This is a genomic window from Lysinibacillus sp. FW301-JW8 (genome assembly GCF_058788755.1).
The window spans coordinates 1-18,637 of record NZ_JBYTBB010000092.1; the positions used below are offsets into that span (position 1 = coordinate 1).

The following is an 18,637-nucleotide window of genomic DNA, read 5'->3' on the forward strand; positions in this document are numbered from 1 at the left end:
CCTCCTTTAATTGATACCTTTATAGTACCGAGAGGTGCTACGTGATTATATGCGTTATTTGAATACGGGCTTACAAATCAACAATGAATTGACCTGCTTTTTCTTGTAAAAGCAATGCAACAAATTTTGCGCCTTACATCAGGGTTAATGCTGTTGCTCCTACAATGGTTCAAACTCCGATGATGGATATAATTCCTGAATGGAGAAAAGAGGAGTATTTACAACAGCAGCTTATTCATACACCAGTAACACCTGAAGATGTTGCTGAAACAGTAATATTTTTACTATCAAATAAATCAAAGCATTATACAGGTGCAACCTTTGATATTAACAATGGAGGTTACTTAAGATAAAAGCCTCCAGACGCAATTACGCAAGGTGAAATTGATTTTGAACTACTTACATTCATAAGTTTCTAAGTGAAAGGAAAATGAAATGACGATATATATTGCATTACTCAGAGGTATTAACGTAGGAGGCCATAATAAAATTATAATGGCACAACTAAAAAGCTCTCTTGAACAACTTGCATTACAAAATATAAGAACATATATTCAAAGTGGAAATATCATTTTTGAATCAAATGAATCTGAGGAAGATTTGCAATCGAAAATTCAAGATAAAATTCATGAGGATTTTGAGATACTGACTACAGTTGTCATTCGAAATGCTGAAGAATTACTACAAATAGTGCGACAATGTCCTTTTCCAGAGCAGAAAATTACTGAGGCGAGCATTTCGTGCAAGGGGGAGTGCCTATATGTGGCATTACTGCCGACTTCACCTTCAAAGGCTAATAGTGAGAAATATTTATCTTATGCAAATACAAAGGAGCTTGCTGTAATACAGGGGAGAGATATCTATCTTTTATTCTATGACAGCATTCGAAATTCTAAAATTGGCAGCAAATTGGATATCTTAGGTATCCCAGCAACAGTTCGTAATTGGAAAACGCTCTCTAAGCTAATAAAGATGGTCGAAGAGTTCTACTAAAAAGTAGGTAAAGCTTATTTTTTAGAGAAAAATGGTGGTTTAAAGATGGCAATATATGAAAAGGCAGAAAACGTAAAGTGTCGTGAAGATTTTATTGAATTCAAAAAACTTTTGAGAATAGATTTACAAACGAATAAGAGAGTTCCTAATGAACCATCTTGGAAGACTATTGCTGTCATTACTCTTTACTTCAAGTATGTATGGTATAACTACGGATATTAGAAATAATAAAACTTCCCACATTAAATAGGAGTATGTTTTGATTAATTTTTATTTCAAAACATGCTCTTTTGATTTTTAAAGTTTTTTTAAAGTTGACAAAGTCCACTTAATGGAATATAGTTGACAAAATCCACTAAAAAGGAGCCGATCAATGCACTTGGAAGATAACAATATCGTCGCAGATATTCGGAAATTTAATCGCTTTTATACAAAGCTGCTAAATTTATTAGATAGTCATGTACTAAATACCGATTACTCATTTACTGAGGCAAGGATTATTTTAGAAATAGGATTTTTGGAACAATGTATTGCAAATAATTTAGTCGAGAAGCTTGATATTGATCGAAGTTATATGAGTAGAATTATTGCCAAGCTAGGTAGAGATGGTGTCATTTGCAAAAAGGGTTCAACAGCAGATAGCAGAACAAGCCTTATAAGTTTAACACCTAAGGGGATTGATTTATTTCAGCAGCTAAATAAAAAATCTGACGAGCAAATTGTGGAATTGTTTGATGGACTTTCTCAGAAGGAAATTAAAGAAATTCATGCTTCTATGATGTTGATCCAGCGAAAATTAGGGAAATTGGGGGATTATGAATGATACGCTTTGAAAATGATTACGCAGAAGGTGCCCATGTACATATACTAAAAAGAATCGTGGAAACGAATGAGGAACAGTCCCCTGGATATGGAATGGATGACCATTGTGAAAAGGCAAGAGCTTATATTAAAAAAGAGTGTGGTGTAGACAATGCTGATGTCCATTTTTTAGTTGGGGGAACTCAGGCAAATACTACGGTTATTGCTTCTATTTTACGACCCCATCAAGGTGTTGTTGCGGCGGAAACAGGTCATATAGCTATTCATGAATCAGGGGCAATTGAAGCAACGGGTCATAAAGTGCTGACCGTTCCGAGTGAAGATGGAAAAATTCAAGCAACACAAGTAAAAGAATTATTTGATGCTCATAGGACCGATGCTACACATGAGCATATGGTGCAGCCAGCCCTAGTTTATATTTCTCATCCTACAGAAAATGGAACGACATATAGTAAAAAAGAATTGGAAGAATTGAGTAAGGTTTGCTGTGAATGTGGTATACCGTTATTTATGGATGGTGCAAGATTAGGGTATGGATTGGTTTCCAAGGATAACGATTTAACCTTAATGGATATTGCAAGGCTTTGTGATGTGTTTTATATTGGGGGTACAAAAATAGGCGCATTATTTGGAGAAGCGGTCGTTATTATAAACGAGGAATTGAAAAAGGATTTTCGATATTTAATCAAACAAAAAGGTGGATTATTGGCTAAAGGAAGATTATTGGGAATTCAATTTGAAACATTATTTGAAAATGGCTTATACTATGAGATTTCTAGTCATGCTGTAGCATTGGCAATGAAAATTCGAGAAGCATTTGTTGAAAATGGTTTTTCCCTGCGATATGATTCCAAAACAAATCAACAATTTCCAATTTTATCGAATGGAATACTTGCTAAATTAGGTGGAAAGTATGCCTTTTCAATGTGGGAACAAGTCGATGCCAACAACAGTGTTGTAAGATTTTGTACGAGCTGGGCGACAAAAGAAGAGAATGTTGACATGCTGATAGAGGATATTAAACAACTGAAAATCAACGGTTAAAAAAACAATGCATCACCAAAGTTTCCTAAAAAGGGACTGTGGTGATGCAATTTCTTACTCTTTTATTGTTTCAGCAAACGTTTTTCTTCCAGGATTTATTTTATTAACATGGATAGATAATTTACTGATAGAATCTTTCGTCAATGGTATTTTCCCATCCTTTTCTAGGTTTTTCCACACTTTAACGTTTTTACGATAAAGATATTCTGATAAACGATAAATATCAGTGTCTATTTTTAAACCTTCCTCATAAGTCTCCATTACTTCTTTTTTTACTTGTTTAATGATGTCCTCTCTAATTTGGTGGGAGACCACTTTGCCTTTAAAACCATTTAATGTGGCATTTAGTTTAATTTCAATATCAAATGTCACCTGATTTTTGCTTTTAACTATTGGCTTTACTGAAACATTTAATTTATCTATATCCACTGTTAAGAAATCCCGCTCATCACTCTCTAATTTAAAGGTTACTTCGCCACGGTTCGTCTTATTATGCATCCATTGATTGCCTCTAGCTGCAGAATCTTTGATAAATCCTTTTAATCCATCTTTTGAAAGTACACCTACACCTGAGAAAGTTGTTTCTTGTTCGGATTTAATGGATGTTTCCCAATCTTTTTTTATGGAAACGTATGGTATGCTGACCTCATGATTAGGTTCATTTAATCCAATCATTATTTCACGTAAATTTTGTGGTAAGATAAATGATTCTTGTTCAGTAGTGTTTATGGGATTGCTTAATTTGGAGGAAGTAAGAGTTCCCTTTAAAATCGGTGTTATTAGAAGAATCTCTTTTATTGGGTCCTTTGTAGAGTAAACCCATATGTGATACCTTGTTTCTCTAAAACGTATAAAGGTATCCATAACAGGAATACTTCTTTCATTTTTTAATGCGTTTTCCGAAAAAATTAGGTATCTCATATGCCCCCAAAATATTTGTTGATCAGAAGCACGATACAATTTATAAATAGCTTCTTCAATTGTCCTTCCTTTTGCAAATCCAACCTCCGAGGGTGTAACGTCTGGATTTGGCTGTTCTGATTTTGCAACAGCATCTAAATTAAGAATTTGCATATAGACCTCATATTGATTATCTTTAAAATCGACGCCAATAGCATTAATGTAATACATTCTTTGTGGCTCTGTAACATCCCAGCAGCCAGATAGCAGAAGTGTAGACATAACCAGTAACGAAAGACTGGATAAAGAACGTTTATTCATTGATTTCCCTACTTTACGATAAAGAAGTTTTGTATTTAAGTTTTGACAAAAAAAGAACCAATTATAAGTAGCAATTTTACACAAAAATTATTATCTTTAATAGAGAGTGAATTATTAATGGTATAATTAGCTTAATATGGGTTAAAAGAAATTTTCCTTTTAAAATCGAGGATAACGATTCAATGAAGAAGTGAATGAATATAGAGTTTTAAAAATAAGCTTCATCCGCAGGGAGGGGAAAGAATGGAATTTATTATTGTAAGTGTGGTCATGATTCTTTTAGTAGGATTTTTAATCAACTTAAAGAAGGCAAAACGTAGTAATGTGAGTTCAAGAAGCCGCTCTAATCATACTGGCACTGGTACAACAGATTATATTTCAACGGGTTCTGTATTTACTTTACAAGACAATGACAATCATAATAACCATTGTTCTGACAACACTTCTAATTACAGTGATTCATCAGATGGTGGATCCTCATGTGATTAATAATCATTCGACATTGGAAAGTCTCTTTATTACTGTGAACAATTCTTAGAGCACAGTATGAGAAGATAAATGATTCCTTGCTTAATTTGCTGCATTTCAATTGTTTAGATTTTGTATAGAACTATATGATATTCTAATGATGTCATGAATCAATGAAAAAATGACTAGGCATTCAATTCATTTTGAGCCTGGTCATTTTTTTGGGGCACTTAGGTATTAAAGCGTAGTGCAAAAATGTAGGGTTTCAACATTAACCGAAAGAAAATTATCGGTGTCCGAAAGGTTTATTTTCGGAAATCCACAATTGAATTTTCGGTCTAACTATTGATAGGCTAGAAATAACCCAAAGGTAAGAAAATATGAATAGAATTCATAGAATGAGCACTTGTTTTAAAGTAGAAATAGACTATAAATAAAAATAAAGGAGTACATATTATAAAATATCTAAAGTGCCTCAATTGAATCGATTCATGATGTAAAAACAATTATTAAAGACCAGTGTTCAAAAAATTTTGAACCTGGTCCTTTTTTTTGATAACTTTTACTCTTTTATTGTTTCAGCAAATGTTTTTCTACCTGGGTTAATTTTTTTGATATGAATATTGATTTTACTAATTGAATCCTCTGTTAATGGGATTTTTCCATTTTTCTCCAATTTTTTCCATACTTTCACGTTGTCTCTATAGAGTACTTCTGATAAACGATATATATCAGCGTCTAATTTTAGACCCTCTTTATACGTTTCTCGTATTTCTTTTATCATTTCTTTTTTTATTTTTTTTCTTAATTCATCAGTCGTTACTTTTGTTTTAAATCCATTGATTGTAGCGTTAATATTTATATGAAATTCAAATGAAACCTGTTGTTCATTTTTTACGATGGGTTTCACAATAATTTTAAGTTTATCAACACTAACAGTTAAATAATCCTCTTCATGATCTAATTTAATGGTAAGTTCTCCTCGTTTTGTCTCATCATGAGTCCACTGAAATCCTCTTGCTGAAACGTCTTCTATGCTTCCTTTAAAGCCATCTTTTGAAAGTATACCAATACCTGAAAAGAATGTATTTTCTGTGGCTTCCTTTGTTGTTACCCAATCTTTTTTTATTGTTACATAAGGAAGATTAATCTCATGGCTTGGTTCATTTAACCCAATAACTATGTCTCTCAAGTTTCTTGGCAATATAAAGGTTTCATCTCTAGTCGGATTTATAGGATTACTTAATTTTGATACAGCATGCGAACCTTCTAATAGTGGCGTTGTGAGCAATATTTCATTCATGGGCTCTTTTGTACAATAGACCCAGATTTGGTACCGTGTATCTCTATAACGAATAAATGTATCAATTGCTGGAATACCACGTTCATCCTCTAAAGCACTTTCTGAGAAGACCATATATCTCATATGTCCCCAAAAAATCTTTTGGTCACTTGAATTATATAATTTGTAGATAGCCTCATCTACTGTCCTTCCTTTTGCATAACCTATCTCTGCTGCTACAATCTTAGGATTTGGACTTTCTGATTTCGCCACGTCATCAAAATTAATAAATTGTACATATACTTCATACAGATTATCCTTAAAATCAACACCGACGGCATTAATATAATACATCCTTTGAGGTTCATTGACATCCCAGCAACCTGATAACAAGAATGTACTAACTATGATGATGAAAAGGGTTAAAGGATGTTTATTCATATGTATCCTCCCAATGGTGTGTATCGAATCGGATCATGGTCTATTATTATGAACTTAAGGGGACAGATGGGGCTAATCATTGTTCATAGTAATGTAGCCTAATATCGTTTAGTATTGGCCTATTAATAGTAAGATAAACAAAAAATTCACTTCTAATTCTAGAAATGACAAACCGTTAAAACACATTGTCGAGCTCGGATTGTTAAGTTGGCACGATAAAGAAAAAGTTTTGATTTAACGTTTTTTCTCTCCAGAGAGGGCGCTTATTTTGAGAATTAAGGGATTGTATATGTATGAGATTATTGGAATTATGATGTGTTTTTAACATGAAATTCCTATTAAGTATGTAAGAGTAATGGAAAAAAAGGTATAATAGATAGAGATTTCACCTAATTTAAGTGAATTTTAAGAGGTGGTTATTTCCATTTTTTTACGTTGGTTTATGGTCAAATTAAAAGAATATTTAAAAATGAATAGGGGGACATATCAAATGAGTCTAAGCATAGCAACCACTTGCAGAGACCTAGCTGAGTTATTACCTGCTGCCCAAACAGCTTGCCGATTATTATTCCAAGAGTGTTTTAAAGCCGGAATTAAAAATATCTTCATTACGGAGACTTATCGCTCACAGGAACGACAAAATTATCTTTATGCACAAGGGCGTACACGGTCAGGTCAGATTGTAACATGGACTCTAGATAGTAACCATAGGTCAAGGCGAGCTTGGGATATTGCTGTTGGTCCTCCTCATTCTTTATATGATGCAACGACACTTGCTCAAGTAGGTGCTGTTGCCAGAAAGCTGGGCATTACATGGGGTGGTGACTGGGTCGGAAGAGTTGACCGACCACACTTTGAAATTAGAGTAAATTGGAAGATACCAGCGGGCTATAAATTAGAAAACCAAGTCATTGTGCCAAATAGCTGTAAAACGAAAGTTAATGTAATTGTGGAAAACCAATCGAAGGGGGAAATAAAATTGATACAAACATGGAATCCAGGCTCTCCAACTATGAAAACAGAAACAGAAAACTTTATTGCACAGGCAGTTAAGGATGGTATTGTTCAGGAATTACATTTGAAGGATTTACAGAACGGTACAATGACCACTGATCGTCTAATCGGTTTGTACATTACGATTCAGCAAAGACGAAGTAAAATATAAACAGTACCATATAAGAGAGAGTATTTTTATTTGTTATTACTTACTGCTCTAAGATTCATAGAGAAACTGAAGCAAAAATTTACCTAAAAAATGCTCGGATTATCTTTAAAAATGTACTAATACGATAGGGGGAAAGTCCTAACAAGCTGTGACCTACTGTATCAATAGAGGCTGTTTATTTATCGGAAAAGTGGGATAAATGTATAAATTTGAAAATAAAAATAGAACTTCTTCTATTACCTATGTATATTTATGTAGAAGGGGGATTAAAGAATGAAAAAAATACTTATATTACCACTAGCAATGTTATTAAGTGTTTTACTAGTAGCATGTAGCCAAGATAAAGAAAGTGAAAGTGGTAAGAAAAGCGATAGTGCTGATAAAGCAGCAGAAGAAACTAAGGATGAATCGTTTAAAGTTGATAAAGGACTTTTAAATGTGGAAATTACAATTCCAGCTTCCTTTTTTGCAGGGCAGGATATCGAGTCAGCTATTACTGAAGTAAAAAAAGAAGGTGTTAAGGAAGTCATTAAAAACGATGACGGTTCTGTAACTTATAAAATGTCTAAATCCGTTCATAAAGAAATGATGAAAGAGATGGAAAAAAGTATTTTAGATACGATAGAAGAAATTAAAACTAGCAAGGATTTTACTTCCATCAAGGATGTCACATATAATAAATCCTTTACTGAGTTTACGATAACTGTAAATAAAGAACAGTTTGAAAATAGTTTTGATGCTTTGGCATCAATGGGACTTGCATTACCAGGCATGTATTATCAACTTTTCAGCGGGATAGATTCTGAGAAATTTAAAGTTACAGTCATTTTTAAAGACGAATCAAATGGAGAAGTACTAAACACAATTGTTTATCCAGATGATCTAAATGAGAATAATTAATTAAAAAGCACTCTAATAGGTGCTTTTTCTGTTGCAGGGATAAGGATTAATTAAACTAATGTAAAACCAACTAATAGATAATAGGACAACCTAAATTTTCGGGGGTGATTTAATGCAATTTGCGAATCAGGAATATCAAGTGCAAGACAGTTATTTCGTTGTTATTGATGCGCCAATTATATATTTTACTATCGGTTTTTTACTATTTATCAGTATTGTTTTATTTATTTTTTTGAATAAAAGAAGGAAGAAAAAAATTCATTGAACTTATGTGCGCTAATTTTATTTTGAATAGGGATTTAAAATAGTTGTAGGTATTATTAGTTATTAGATTATTTCCAAAGAAAATGGCGAAAGTTCAATTATTAATTTTGCACGAATCTATTTTGACCTCAGTCTAATTTAAAAAGAAGTTGTACAATTCAAACAAGGCATAAATGAAATTACCAACAAAACAGAGTTTAATGGAATCTAGTTATTAATAACATAACTAGATAAACCTACATCATTAAACTACAGGTGGGGAATTTCCTTTGAGTAAAAATTATATATTTAGTAAAGTTCAAATAAGGGGGAATACATAATGAAAAAGTTATCTTTATTGTTATTGATGGTCATTTCAGTCGTTGGATTGAGTGCTTGTCAAAAAGATAATCGTGTAAGTAAAGATGATGTAAAAGCATTTGTAAAAGGAAGTGGATAGGTACAAGGCACTTAACAAAGTACCTGGTTTTTATAGCTTTGCACTAGATTTAAAATAAATTATTCTAATCTTCAATCGTATTGTTTGATTAATTCCTGTAGCTTGTTTTTAATTTGTTCACATACTATCTGGGGATGTTTTACATTAGCCTCCATGCCTAAGCCTAGAAAAAAATGTACCAACCATGGTGTAAATGAAGAGTTTATTTTTGTACAAATTGTACCATATCCATCCTCACCTAGCTCCATCCACTGGGATAACCATACTTCTGATTGACAACGTCTTACTCCTTCTGGTGTTAAATCTACCTCAAGGTCTAACATATTATCCTCATTTGCTGGCATAATCCACGCCTTAATGTGCTCATTCGTCATATTCAATTTTAAACTTTGGTCTGCAGCTAAAGAAAAATCCTTCACTCTATCCACGCGAAATACTCGATAATCCTCTGCTAAGAAACAAAAGGCCTGACAGTACCATAGCCCGTTCATCGTATAAACTCCAAGAGGTTGAATGCTTCTAGTTTTACTAGTAGCTGCTTCATACTTGATTGTGATGACATGCTGTTCAAGTGCAGCTTCAAGTAGTTCCTTTAAGAATGGCACTTCCAACTCATGTGGAGGCACCCAAAATATAAGCCGTTGCTGCATACTTTCAATCTTTTGCTTCAGCTCACTTGATAAATAATGAAAAAATTTATCTAATGCCGTATTCACTTCGTTTTTAAAGGGGAGAGCTTTGTAATTATGTAATGATTGGCAAGCAAAAAACAATGCGATTGCCTCGTGTTCGGTAAAGCTGATTGGCGGAAGCACTTTCTCACGTAGAACACGATAACCTCCACTAGGTCCAGTTTCGGAATAAAGTGGTACTCCTAATTCACTCAGTTCCATTAAATCACGAATCATCGTTCGGCGTGAAACACCGCATTCATCCGCCATCTCCTGAATGGTAAACTTCTTACGTTCATTGACCTTCATTATAAGCTGAATAAGTCTTTGCGCTTTGTGCATAAAAAAAGTCCTCCTCTATCAAAAAACTTTTTAATAGTGCCAATAGTTGTCACTATTATCACTTATATTAAAACTCGAAGTCAATGTTTAGGAAGCTTTGAAAATCTACACAGGAAGATATTGACCTCCCCAATAAAAGGATGAAAGGAGACAAAAATATGGAACTAGAACATCAAAACTATGTAATGGAGGTTGTTTTATTTGAGCTAAAGGAGGGGATCGATAAGCATCGTTTTTGTCTAGCAGCAGCCGCACTAACCAAGGTACTAAAACATGAAATATCAGGGTTTGAAGGGCGGACTTTACTACATACATCCGATGAAAGTCAATGGACGGACATTATTTATTGGTGCGATCTGGAAAGTGCATTAGCAGCTGTAGAGGAACTAAAGTCTAAATCAGAGTTTCAAAGTTTTGTATCCATGATTGATTCAAGAGAGATTACGCAAAGACATCTGATCCCGACTAATCTGAACTTATTATAGTTATAGTAAATACAGATGACGTCATATTAGGTTTGATAACTAAAAAAGGAGATGGGACATGGCTGACACATTTGAGGGTAAATATACAATTGATTTCTTTAATCAATTTATATCCATATTAAAAATAGAATTTCCTGCATTTGATTCTAATAAGTTTATGGATTTAATCTATGACGACCCTTGGGAAGAAGAAAAATTTAAACAGCGTATTAGACATATTAGTAATGCTTTACGAATGACTTTACCAATATCCTATCGTGATGCATTATCCATTTTGATAGAAATTGCACCAAAATGTAAAGGGGTGGAATACTTATTTTTTCCGGATTTTGTGGAAGCAAACGGACTAGATGATTGGAATGATTCTATGATTGCATTGGAGGTATTTACTCAATTCTCCAGTTCAGAGTTTGCCGTTCGAGCCTTTATAATTAAAGATTCTCACAGGATGATGGATCAAATGTTAAAGTGGGCGAGCCATCCCAATCCTTATATCAGACGGTTAGCGAGCGAGGGGTGTCGACCTCGGCTGCCATGGGCGTCTGCTTTGGAAACCTTTAAATTGAATCCTTCACCAATCCTACCAATATTGAACCAGCTCAAACAGGACTCATCCGTTTATGTACAGAAAAGTGTGGCCAATAATCTGAATGATATTTCCAAAGATCATCCGGAGCTAGTGAAAAATCTCGCATATGAATGGCATGGAGAGAATTCAATTACGGATTGGATTATTAAACATGGATGTCGTGGTTTACTGCGAAAAGGAGATTTTGAGGTACTTTTATTATTTGGTTTTGAAACCTCACCAGATGTAGCTGTTCATAATTTATCCCTAGAAAAGGATAGCTTGGCAATTGAGCAAACTCTTAGTTTTTCATTTTCGATTCAGTCAAACACCTTTGTACCCCAAAAGCTCCGAGTCGAATATGCAATTGATTTTGTCAAAGCGAATGGCTCAACTTCTAGAAAACTATTTAAGGTAACAGAACGCATCTTTGATAAAGAAAGTCGACTCTATGTACGAAGGCATTCTTTTAAAGATTTGACAACCCGTAAGCATTATCCAGGTAAACATAAGCTGACAGTAGTTATAAATGGACAAGAACTATCTGCAGCAGAATTTTATGTCACCAATACCGTAGAACACTAACGTAAGAACTATACAGATAATGATAATATATTTGGAGGGAAAATAGATGAATAATGTAACAGTAATTGGCTTGGGATCAATGGGGGCAACATTAGCACGAGTCCTGCTTAAAAAGGGCTATCAAGTGACAGTGTGGAATCGATCAACAGCAAAAGCAGAACCTTTAATAAAGGATGGAGCAACCCTTGCTACTAGTGTAGCTGCTGCTATAAGTGCAAGTGAGGTGTCCATTATCTGTGTATCTGATTATAATGCTTCACTTACTATTTTGGATACAAAAGAAGTCAAACAAGCTCTCTCAGATCGAGTGCTAATCCAATTGAGTACAGGTAGCCCTCAACAAGCACGTGACAATGAATTATGGGCGCAAGCGCATAATGTGGAATATCTTGATGGAGCAATAGTGGCTTCACCACTTCAAATGGGAAATTCAGAAGCTACGATTTTCACATCTGGTTCCTTAAAAGCCTATCAACAGAGTGAGCATATTTTAAAAAGCTTAGCTGGAAATGTTCCTTATCTTGGAGCGCAAGTTAGTGCTGCATCCTCTACAGATCTAGCCTTTCTTTCATATCTGTTTGGTTCCTATTTAGGATTTTTCCACGCAGCGCGCATCCTTGAATCAGATGGACTACGCATTGATGATTTCGGTTCCATGATTGCCCATGTTTCACCAGTCATTGGTGAGGTTATCAAGTTTGAGAGCAAAGTAATTCAAACAGAAACTTACGATAACCCACAGAGTTCTATAAATATGTGTATGACAACAGTTGACCTTTTTATGGTACAAGCACAAGAAGCAAAAATTAACAATGAATTTCCAATGTTTGCCCAAGAACTTTTCAAGAGGGCCTTGGATGCAGGCTACGGAAATGAAGAGCTTGGCGCTTTAATTAAAGTATTGAGATAGAGTATTTGGACAAAAAGTGTTATGATTTTTTCTGAATCGATAGCCTAAAATATGTTAAAGACCACTTCATCGGTGTGGACTTAGTTAATGTTCAGTAATCTCAGTAGTATATAGTAATAAGTGCGAATCATAGGCTAACACAAAGACCTAAAGGATTCGCACTGAAAATCTTAAAAAATAGATGATTTAGAAAGAGTTTTATAGTATAAAGATAAATGAATAATATTTATAATTTGTAAAAATTATGTAAGATATTATTTAAATGATGTTTTTTGAAGTCACTCTCTGTATGGAGAGTGTGGATTGAAATCTTTGGAAATTTGGTAGCTGCTGATCTTTTGACGTCACTCCCTGTATGTAGAGTGAGTGGACACAACCACCAAGGAAAGAAAATACATGGTCTTGGCAAAAGTGTTTTTTTACTTATAATATTTAAATGGTGTGAGGGGCTATAATGAAGAAAATAATACTGATAGCACTAGCGGCAATACATATTTGTTTATCGATAATAATTTATATTATCGGAAATGAATATGAATTTACTGTAAAATATACAAATACTTGGTTATCTAATTTATTGGTTAGTTTATTACTTTTAGTAGTCTTTATATTTAGTAAGGAAAATGTTGTTAAAAAATTATCAAACCTATTATTAACGATTTATCCAATAGGGTTAGTTTTGATAGGCTTTATTATTTTTTATAATCTACCTAATTTCACTTATTTAGAAGCAAAAGACATAGTAATTAAGGAGACATCTGAAGAAATTGATATTTCTAAAGAAGGCGAAATAAAGGGACAATTAGGAATGTATTATATATACACAAAAGATAATGTATATATATTCAACTCAAAAGATGGTAAATATACTAAGAGAAAAAATCTTAATGAATGAACAAATTGATTTATTACACAATTACCCCAAATATTGTTCTTGATCAATGTTCGAGAAACAAAAAGTTAAATCTGTGCTTTCATTATAAAACATTTAATGACCAGGTAATCACAAAAATTTGTGAGCCTGGTCATTTTTTTATTGCTAAATACAGAACATTAGTTCTATAATATATACAAACTAATGTTCTTACTTTGAGGAGGCGTAAAGATGGCAGCTAAAACAAAAACACCAGCAAAGAAAAAAGAACCAAAACATTTAGAATGAGACGAGTTTGATTTAGAAGAAATCGCATACACATCGAATGAATCAATGAATTAAAGTACAAGGTCTTTTCTATCTATAGAAAGGAAGAACCACTCTTAGGTATAGTCAATAAAATGAAAGATAACACTAAATTAATTCACATTAAGGATAAATATAGGAATGTTCAAAAGGTACATTTTATTGATATTTTAAGTATTTCTGATGTTGATTAGTGGAGTGTGATTTTAAATGATGCATGATTGTGGCGACATAAAATGGACAGCGATGATACTGCAACAGGTGGAGAAGATGAGGTATTGTGTTACGCAAGGCAAGCTTTAAAAACTCAAGTTGAAGAATTAATACCTAGATATTTAAGGGGAGAATGAATATGGCTATAATATATTATCCGTTTTCAGAAAAAATATTTCGAGATATTACTAATGAAAGAGTTGATGTAGTTAAAATCGCAACTGGTTTTATGGGAAGTACTGTGAGAGTTTATGAATGCAAAGGTACAGTGATTATACACAGCGAAAATAAAGAATCCAGTCATGCTAGTATTTCAAATGAGAATGGTCAAGTTAAAGAATGGGAAATTAGATATGCCATTGAACACATTTTAAAACGAAATGTTACAGATGTGAGTATACGTGTCAGTGGAACTGGGGTCATTCATATACGCAATAAAGGGGATAGTTCACTTATAAATTAAAGAACGAGACTGGGACATAACAGATCAAAATCTTAAAAGGTGCGAGAGTTCAATTTTAGAAACGTTGATTTCTCGCGCTTTTCTGGTTTGAAATATTAAAATTTTGCTTTGGAAATATACTTATGTTCCTGCCTCTTTCTTATTTTAAATACTTAGTTTATTGCATCTGCTCGTTATTTGTTTAAAAAATGATTTCAATTGGAACCCCAGAAAGTAACCCAATTAAAAGAGTTAATATGGTGTTAAGTTATTTAATTGCAAAAACTCATTTTTAAAATTAAATATCAAAAGAACATTTCTCAATTTTTCAAACTTCCAATATCCCCAGAGCAAAAACCCCACCAAATCAACACTTTTACGTTATAATGTAGGACGAGGTGAAGAAAATGTTTGTAAGTGAGAAACAAATTGAAATACGCTATGCCGAGACAGACCAAATGGGCGTGGTGTATCATGCGAACTATATCATTTGGATGGAAATTGGACGTACACAGCTTGTAAGTGATGCTGGCTTTGAGTATGCAGCATTAGAAAAGGATGGGTATGTGTCTCCTGTTATGGATTTATCCATTTCTTATAAGGCCGCGATGCATTATGGTCAAGTAGCTACAGTACGAACATGGGTTGAAAAGCATGACCGTCTGCGTACGACATATGGCTACGAAATTTTACATGAAGATGGAACGATTGCAGCAACAGCACAGTCCGTACATATACTTGCACATAAAGATACATTGCGTCCTGTGTCTCTAAGTAAAATTGATCCAGCATGGGATACGAAATATAAAGAAATCGCACGTGAGGCGAAATAGGAGAACGAAATATGGAATTTTTACTTGCTTTAGGAGCCATCTTGGCTGGACTGGGTGTTGTCCTTGGTGCCTTTGGAGCACACGCTCTAAAGGATAAGTTTTCGTCTCCATACTATGCGGCAATTTGGGAAACTGCTGTGCAATATCATATGTACCACTCATTAGGTATACTTGGTCTTGGTATTTTATCGAGTGATGCCCTTTTAGGTGCTTCTAGCATGCTTTCTTGGGCAGGCTACTTAATGTTCGCTGGTATTGTGTTTTTCTCTGGCAGTTTATATGTATTAGCTGTAACAGGTGTTAAAAAGCTTGGTGCCATTACTCCAATTGGTGGTTTGCTATTTATCATTGCATGGGTTCTTGTAGCTATCGCTGCGCTTTCATAATAAATAATAACGAGGTTACACCAAATGAATATTCATTGGGTAACCTCGTTTTGTTTTACGTAAAGTTTTAAAAAATATGAAACAATTTGTTTATTCTTGCGTACAACATAGTGATTAGATTATTTTTAATGATAAAATAAGTTTAAATATAGATATTGAAGGTGGGAATTTTTATGGGATTATTAAAAGCTGGAGTTGGCGCATTAACAGGCGTTCTGGAAGATCAATGGCGTGAGTATTTTTACTGCGATTCTCTTTCATCGGATGTACTGGTTGAAAAAGGTGTAAAGCGTTCCTCAAAACGTGGATCTAATAAGGGCAACGACAATATCATTAGCAATGGTTCTATTATTGCCATTAATGAAGGACAATGTATGATGATCGTTGAACAAGGGAAAGTTGTAGAGTTTTCTGCAGAGTCTGGTGAGTATGTGTATGATACATCAACTGAACCATCCATTATGTACGGCAGTGATTTATCTCAAGGTATTATGGAAACCTTTAAGCAGATCGGCAAGAGATTTACATTTGGTGGTGAACCTGCAAAGGATCAACGTGTGTATTACTTTAATAAAAAGGAAATCGTAGGTAATAAATATGGGACACCTGCACCGATTCCATTCCGTGTAATTGATCGTAATATCGGCTTGGATATTGATATTGCCATTCGTTGTCATGGTGAATATTCTTATAAAATTGTCGATCCATTACTATTCTATACAAATGTTTGTGGTAACGTTGAACGTGAATACACAAGAGATGCCATTGATAGTCAACTAAAAACGGAGCTAATGACTGCCTTACAACCGGCATTTGCACATATTTCTGCAAGTGGAGTACGCTATAGTGAAATTCCTGCTCATACGGTAGCACTAGCAGATGCACTTAATAAGGTGTTATCGGAAAAGTGGCTAACAACCCGTGGATTAGCTGTTGTCTCATTTGGAATTAGTTCTTTAAAAGCATCTGAAGAAGATGAAACGATGATTAAACAATTGCAACGAAATGCAGTGATGCGTGATCCAGGTATGGCTGCGGCACATTTAACAGGTGCTCAGGCAGAAGCGATGATTGCAGCTGCAAATAACGAAGGTGGCGCAATGGCTGGTTTTATGGGTATGAATATGGCAGCACAAGCTGGTGGGGTTAACGCTGGTCAGCTTTATCAAATGAACGAGCAAAATAAGCAAGTCCAAATGGCACAAGCTACTGCACAGGGTCAAGTGGGGGTATGGAAATGTGCATGTGGCCATGAGAATACTGGGAAATTCTGTTCAAATTGTGGAGGAGCAAAGCCACAAGAAGAGGGGTGGACATGTGCTTGTGGGGTTGTCAACAAAGGCAAATTCTGTAGTGAATGTGGAGCCAAAAAACCTTCAGGCGCTTTACAATATGCTTGTGATAAATGTGGCTGGGAGCCAGAGAATCCTACGAATCCCCCGAAATTCTGTCCTGAGTGCGGAGATGTTTTCGATGAAAATGACATTAAGTAAGGGGATGACTAGTGATGTCTACACAAGAAGCTGAAAATGTTAAACAAGTAAAGCTTGATTTCGACGCTGAGTGTCCATCATGTAGTGCCTCTATTGAATTTAACCCAGCAAGCGGAAAACTATCATGTCCTTATTGTGGCTATGAATCTGAAATTGCATCTCCAGAAAAAGAAGAAGAAAAAGTTGCCCAGGAAATGGACTTTGCAATGGCTGAAGAACATGGGAATTTTAACTGGGGTGTTGAGAAAAAAACAGTTATCTGTGAGGCCTGCGCAGCGGAAACGATTTATGATGCTTTACAGGTCGCTGATCGTTGTCCTTATTGTGGCTCTAATCAGGTAATGGAGGCAAGTGCAAAAAATACATTGGCACCAAATGGGGTATGCGCTTTTGAAATTACTGATAAGCAAGCAGGTGAGAACTTTCAAAGATGGATTAGAGGTAGATGGTTTACTCCTAGAGCGGCAAAGATAAGTGCGAAGCCTGTCTCCTTTAAAGGTGTATATTTACCTTATTGGACTTTTGATACGAAAACAAGCTCAAGATATTCTGCAAGATATGGTAAACATCGTACAGTAACTGATAAGGATGGAAAAACTCAAACTGTAACAGACTGGTATTCAACGAGTGGTTTTTATCAGGAATTTATCGATGATCATTTAATTAGTGCAACAACTCGATATGATCGTAATATGATGCGGAAAATAGAACCCTTTAATCTACTTAATAATAAAGCTTATAAACCAGAATATGTATCTGGCTTTCTATCAGAACGATACAGTATTGGTCTGCAGGATGGCTGGGGCCAAGCGAAGAAGGAAATTCATGATCATTTACATGCGCAAATCACTTATAAAATTCGTAGGGAGAAAAGTGCAGACACTGTATCTAGTTTACGTTTTTCTACCACACATGATGATATTACATATAAATATCTAATGTTGCCGATTTGGCTGTCCTCATTCCGTTACAAAGAGAAAATATACCGTTTTATGGTGAACGGACAAACGGGTCAAGTAGGTGGAGATGCTCCGATATCTCCGCTTCGTGTCACAATTGCTGTCATTCTCTCATTGATTACAATCGCTATTATTTGGTATTTCTTTATGTCAGAATAGTTATAAGCAGTATTCCTGAAAGGTTTAAAACCATGCATAGGAATACTGCTTTTTAATTGGAAATAGTTGGAGAAAGAACATACTTTAGAACCAAGTTGTCATGAAATCGTCCAAAATAATGGGTGAACGAATGAATATTGGTAAGGAAATAGGTGAAATATCTCTAATTATCACGACTTTAACCTTGACCTACAGCATAAGTTATAGTGATAAAGTGAAATCAATTAGAGAAGGATTCCCTCATTTGAACATAGAAATTTTAAATGCGATAAATGAAAAAAATGTATTTTTTCATTCATAGTGTTGAAAAACTAAATGGTCAAGGTACTCTTTGTGAACACTCCTAAGTCAAATGAAGATGATCTCCGTTCC

General features: G+C 34.5%; 18 protein-coding genes and 1 pseudogene. 16 read left to right on the top strand and 3 right to left on the bottom strand.

Annotated elements, in window-relative coordinates:
• Positions 1 to 107 precede the first annotated feature (107 nt).
• The 4 genes and pseudogenes from AC3WOM_RS24380 to AC3WOM_RS24395 all read left to right on the top strand — a co-directional run.
• Positions 108 to 353: pseudogene (locus tag AC3WOM_RS24380) on the top strand (SDR family oxidoreductase); the annotation flags it as partial.
• Between the two features lie 82 nt (positions 354 to 435).
• The gene (locus AC3WOM_RS24385; RefSeq protein WP_427549885.1) at positions 436 to 993 is read left to right on the top strand and encodes a DUF1697 domain-containing protein; all 558 of its coding nucleotides are present in this window, start codon (positions 436 to 438) and stop codon (positions 991 to 993) included.
• A gap of 373 nt (positions 994 to 1,366) precedes the next feature.
• Complete coding sequence (locus AC3WOM_RS24390; protein ID WP_492448732.1) at positions 1,367 to 1,816, top strand: MarR family winged helix-turn-helix transcriptional regulator; 450 nt, start codon at positions 1,367 to 1,369, stop codon at positions 1,814 to 1,816.
• Positions 1,813 to 2,859 carry a threonine aldolase family protein gene (locus AC3WOM_RS24395; RefSeq protein ID WP_492448733.1) on the top strand — a complete coding sequence of 349 codons (1,047 nt, stop codon included), beginning with the start codon at positions 1,813 to 1,815 and terminating at the stop codon, positions 2,857 to 2,859. Before AC3WOM_RS24390 ends, AC3WOM_RS24395 begins: the two co-directional genes overlap by 4 nt.
• 54 nt (positions 2,860 to 2,913) lie before the next feature.
• Here AC3WOM_RS24395 and AC3WOM_RS24400 read toward each other — a convergent pair whose 3' ends face one another.
• Entirely contained in the window at positions 2,914 to 4,080 is a 1,167-nt protein-coding gene (locus AC3WOM_RS24400; protein ID WP_492448734.1) for a Ger(x)C family spore germination protein, read from the bottom strand.
• A gap of 243 nt (positions 4,081 to 4,323) precedes the next feature.
• Between AC3WOM_RS24400 and AC3WOM_RS24405 the strand changes: the two genes are divergently transcribed.
• Positions 4,324 to 4,569 (top strand): hypothetical protein, encoded by a 246-nt coding sequence (locus AC3WOM_RS24405; protein ID WP_492448735.1) that lies wholly within the window; start codon positions 4,324 to 4,326, stop codon positions 4,567 to 4,569.
• A gap of 541 nt (positions 4,570 to 5,110) precedes the next feature.
• Here AC3WOM_RS24405 and AC3WOM_RS24410 read toward each other — a convergent pair.
• Positions 5,111 to 6,271 (bottom strand): Ger(x)C family spore germination protein, encoded by a 1,161-nt coding sequence (locus AC3WOM_RS24410; protein ID WP_492448736.1) that lies wholly within the window; start codon positions 6,269 to 6,271, stop codon positions 5,111 to 5,113.
• Positions 6,272 to 6,761: 490 nt separating this feature from the next.
• Between AC3WOM_RS24410 and AC3WOM_RS24415 the strand changes: the two genes are divergently transcribed.
• Both AC3WOM_RS24415 and AC3WOM_RS24420 read left to right on the top strand, forming a co-directional pair.
• The gene (locus AC3WOM_RS24415) at positions 6,762 to 7,436 is read left to right on the top strand and encodes a M15 family metallopeptidase (protein ID WP_492448737.1); all 675 of its coding nucleotides are present in this window, start codon (positions 6,762 to 6,764) and stop codon (positions 7,434 to 7,436) included.
• A 273-nt stretch (positions 7,437 to 7,709) separates the two neighbouring features.
• Positions 7,710 to 8,336 carry a hypothetical protein gene (locus AC3WOM_RS24420; protein ID WP_492448738.1) on the top strand — a complete coding sequence of 209 codons (627 nt, stop codon included), beginning with the start codon at positions 7,710 to 7,712 and terminating at the stop codon, positions 8,334 to 8,336.
• A gap of 774 nt (positions 8,337 to 9,110) precedes the next feature.
• Here AC3WOM_RS24420 and AC3WOM_RS24425 read toward each other — a convergent pair.
• Complete coding sequence (locus AC3WOM_RS24425) at positions 9,111 to 10,052, bottom strand: helix-turn-helix transcriptional regulator (protein WP_492448739.1); 942 nt, start codon at positions 10,050 to 10,052, stop codon at positions 9,111 to 9,113.
• Between the two features lie 158 nt (positions 10,053 to 10,210).
• Between AC3WOM_RS24425 and AC3WOM_RS24430 the strand changes: the two genes are divergently transcribed.
• The 9 genes from AC3WOM_RS24430 (at position 10,211) to AC3WOM_RS24470 (ending at position 18,265) form a co-directional block, all read left to right on the top strand.
• Positions 10,211 to 10,537, top strand: a complete 327-nt coding sequence (locus AC3WOM_RS24430; RefSeq protein ID WP_492448740.1) for a hypothetical protein — start codon at positions 10,211 to 10,213, stop codon at positions 10,535 to 10,537.
• Between the two features lie 58 nt (positions 10,538 to 10,595).
• The gene (locus AC3WOM_RS24435; protein ID WP_492448741.1) at positions 10,596 to 11,690 is read left to right on the top strand and encodes a DNA alkylation repair protein; all 1,095 of its coding nucleotides are present in this window, start codon (positions 10,596 to 10,598) and stop codon (positions 11,688 to 11,690) included.
• Positions 11,691 to 11,736: 46 nt separating this feature from the next.
• Complete coding sequence (locus tag AC3WOM_RS24440) at positions 11,737 to 12,600, top strand: NAD(P)-dependent oxidoreductase (RefSeq protein WP_492448742.1); 864 nt, start codon at positions 11,737 to 11,739, stop codon at positions 12,598 to 12,600.
• Positions 12,601 to 13,054: 454 nt separating this feature from the next.
• A complete protein-coding gene (locus tag AC3WOM_RS24445) occupies positions 13,055 to 13,495 on the top strand; it encodes a hypothetical protein (protein WP_492448743.1) in 441 nt (146 codons plus the stop codon).
• A gap of 637 nt (positions 13,496 to 14,132) precedes the next feature.
• Positions 14,133 to 14,456, top strand: a complete 324-nt coding sequence (locus AC3WOM_RS24450; protein WP_427550069.1) for a DUF1827 family protein — start codon at positions 14,133 to 14,135, stop codon at positions 14,454 to 14,456.
• A 386-nt stretch (positions 14,457 to 14,842) separates the two neighbouring features.
• Complete coding sequence (locus tag AC3WOM_RS24455) at positions 14,843 to 15,268, top strand: acyl-CoA thioesterase (protein WP_427550071.1); 426 nt, start codon at positions 14,843 to 14,845, stop codon at positions 15,266 to 15,268.
• Between the two features lie 11 nt (positions 15,269 to 15,279).
• A complete protein-coding gene (locus tag AC3WOM_RS24460; protein WP_492448744.1) occupies positions 15,280 to 15,654 on the top strand; it encodes a DUF423 domain-containing protein in 375 nt (124 codons plus the stop codon).
• Positions 15,655 to 15,827: 173 nt separating this feature from the next.
• Positions 15,828 to 17,147, top strand: a complete 1,320-nt coding sequence (locus AC3WOM_RS24465; protein ID WP_492448745.1) for an SPFH domain-containing protein — start codon at positions 15,828 to 15,830, stop codon at positions 17,145 to 17,147.
• 14 nt (positions 17,148 to 17,161) lie between these two features.
• Positions 17,162 to 18,265 (top strand): TFIIB-type zinc ribbon-containing protein, encoded by a 1,104-nt coding sequence (locus tag AC3WOM_RS24470; protein ID WP_492448746.1) that lies wholly within the window; start codon positions 17,162 to 17,164, stop codon positions 18,263 to 18,265.
• Positions 18,266 to 18,637: the final 372 nt, after the last annotated feature.